The organism is Fulvivirga aurantia, from assembly GCF_009711475.1.
Classification (GTDB): domain Bacteria; phylum Bacteroidota; class Bacteroidia; order Cytophagales; family Cyclobacteriaceae; genus Fulvivirga; species Fulvivirga aurantia.
Map to the genome: position 1 here is coordinate 1 of NZ_SMMD01000443.1, position 2,809 is coordinate 2,809.

General features: G+C 39.2%; 3 protein-coding genes. 1 reads left to right on the forward strand and 2 read right to left on the reverse strand.

Features of this window, described 5'->3' with window-relative positions:
- Window positions 1-1,139, forward strand: a 1,139-nt coding sequence (locus E1176_RS02820) for an FG-GAP repeat domain-containing protein (protein ID WP_185152582.1), incomplete at its 5' end; no start/stop codon positions are given.
- On the opposite strand, the gene E1176_RS02825 is transcribed toward E1176_RS02820, so the two are convergent.
- Window positions 1,096-1,734 (reverse strand): rhomboid family intramembrane serine protease, encoded by a 639-nt coding sequence (locus tag E1176_RS02825; RefSeq protein ID WP_155209063.1) that lies wholly within the window; start codon window positions 1,732-1,734, stop codon window positions 1,096-1,098. The two genes, E1176_RS02820 and E1176_RS02825, sit on opposite strands and share 44 nt — an antisense overlap.
- Before the next feature lie 54 nt (window positions 1,735-1,788).
- Window positions 1,789-2,809, reverse strand: a 1,021-nt coding sequence (locus E1176_RS02830) for a dihydrolipoyl dehydrogenase family protein (RefSeq protein ID WP_155209064.1), incomplete at its 5' end; no start/stop codon positions are given.

Sequence of the window (2,809 nt, forward strand, 5' to 3'; positions counted from 1 at the left end):
GGTTATATGAAAATGATGGAGCAGGAAATCTAAAAGCCACTTCTAAATTAATTATAGAGCAAGACAATGAGAGTACCGGAACTATAGCCGTTTTAGATTATGATAGGGATGGAAAAGATGATTTATTCATCGGCAATAGAATTGAGCCACAAAAGTATCCGAAGTATGCTAAATCACAATTATTGAAGCATAGTGAAGGTAGATTCTTGGATGTTTCAAGTGAGGTAATGCCGGATTTACATCAATTTGGAATAGTTAATGATGCAGTAGCTACTGATTTTAATTCAGATGGGTGGATCGATTTAATTGTAGTGGGCGAATGGTCACAAATAGGATTTTATAAAAATGTTGGAGGTGCCTTCGAAAGGTTGACGTTAACCGATGAGTTAGCCAAACTAAAAGGGTTGTGGTTTAGTGTTACAGAGACTGATGTAAATGCCGATGGACTTCCTGATTATATCATCGGAAATATAGGAAGCAATACAAAATACAAAGCAACTGTTGACAAACCACTTAAAGTTTTTGCAGAAGACTTCGATATGAATGGAACTTGGGACCTCGTGTTAAGCAATAAATCTAATGGTGATTATGTGCCCTTAAGGGGTCGAGAGTGCTCATCTCAACAAATGCCATTTATTGCTCAGAAGTTTAGAACCTATGATGCGTTTGCCAATGCTTCGATTTATGACGTATATGGCGATCGTCTCATGAGTGCTTATCAGGCTGAAATTACTGAAACAAGGAGTCTGATTTTAATAAATGAGGGGGATGAATCGTTTGACATTCAATACCTACCATTTGATGCGCAGCTTGGACCGATATTATCATCTATTGCGATTGATCTGAATGACGATGACGTGGAAGATTTGATAGTTGCAGGTAGTATTTACGATACAGAACCTGAGACCCCCAGGTTTGACAGTAGTCTGGGTACTGTTTTAATTTCTAACGGAGAAAATAACTATCAAGTGAAAACAAACGATGAGGTAAATCTATTTGTCGATGGTAATGTGAAAAGCCTGGCGCTTTTAAATTTTCAAGGCAACAAATATTTACTGGCCACAAAGAATGACGGCCCCCTGAGTGTCTGGCGAATCAATTTGCCTGAAAAAGCTTCAGCTGCATTAGCTGTTCGATAAAATGTGGTATTACTGATGGGAAGGCAATTATTGTAAATACAATTCCGAAAAGACCACCATATAAGTGCGCATCATGATTTATATTATCTGACTGTTGTCTACCCATATAAAAAGAATATATGATATAAATAACACCCCAAATAATACCAGGTAAGCAAAGTAACCCGTACAAGCAAAGCTCCTGATTTGGATTAAATAAAATGGAGCTAAATAGAATTGAAGAAACTCCCCCCGATGCGCCTAGTGCATTATAATAAGCTGCATGTCTATGCTTGAAAAAAGTTGGAATATCAGAAACGATAATACCTATGAGATATAATGCACCAAAAATCACTTTGCCAATTACAGGCCCGTAAATAGCACTGAAAATGGCTTCTACCTGTTCTCCAAACATCCAGAGTACAAGCATATTGAATATCAGGTGTAGCCAGCTGCCATGCAAAAAGCCTGAAGTGATGAACCTATAATATTGCCCATACTTATTAACGGAATACGGATTAAATATCCATTTCCTGGTTAAGTCTTGGTTTTGCCATGCATAAATACTTATGATGGAAGTGCCTATAACAAATATAAGTGTGAGCGATATTGACATACAGCAAAAATAAAAGGCGATAGAATAATCCTATCGCCTTTATGAAATGAAATTTTAAATATGGATTGGTCTGTTTTCGGTTGCCGCCAAACAGGCTTCTTTAAATGCCTCCATATAAGTAGGGTGAGCGTGAGACATCCTTGCGATGTCCTCAGCCGAAGCACGATACTCCATAGCCGTAACGCCTGTCGCTATCATATCGGCAGCACGGGCTCCTATGATATGCACCCCTAGGATCTCGTCTGTCTTTTTATCGGCAAGGATTTTTACAACTCCGTCAGTATCCATACTTGCTCTTGCTCTACCTAAAGCTTTGAATGGGAACGATCCGGATTTATACGCTGTGCCATTCTCTTTAAGTTCTTCTTCGGTATAACCTACACTTGCCACTTCAGGCCATGTATAAACCACGCCCGGGATTAATCTGTAGTTGATATGCGGCTTTTGACCAACCAACTGTTCTGCAACTAAAGTGCCTTCTTCTTCTGCTTTGTGAGCAAGCATAGCTCCTCTAATAACATCACCAATGGCATACACATTATCCACCTTAGTTTTTAAATGGTCATCAACTTCTATCTGACCTCTTTCGTTGGTCTCAAGGCCTATGTTTTCTAACCCAAGCCCTTCTGTATAAGGCTTTCTACCGATGGCTACCAGGCAGTAATCACCTTTTATCTCTATCTCGTTACCTTTTTTGTCCTCAGCTTTGACTACTACTTCTTTGCCTTTCGTCTCAACAGAAGTAACCTTATGACTTACTTTGAAATCTATACCAAGCTTTTTAGTCGCCTTAGTAAGCTCTTTGCCCATGGTGCCATCCATAGTAGGTATGATTTTATCCATATACTCAACCACGGTTACTTTGGCTCCAATTCTAGCGTAAACAGAACCTAGTTCCATCCCAATCACACCACCGCCAATTACGATCATATGTTTTGGTATTTCTTTAAGTTCAAGCGCTTCTGTGCTAGAGATTACTCTCTTCTTATCAATTTTGGCGAAAGGCAGGTCTGCTGGTTTAGAGCCGGTAGCAATAATTACCTTATCGGTCTCAATTTCTGTAGCATCACCTTTT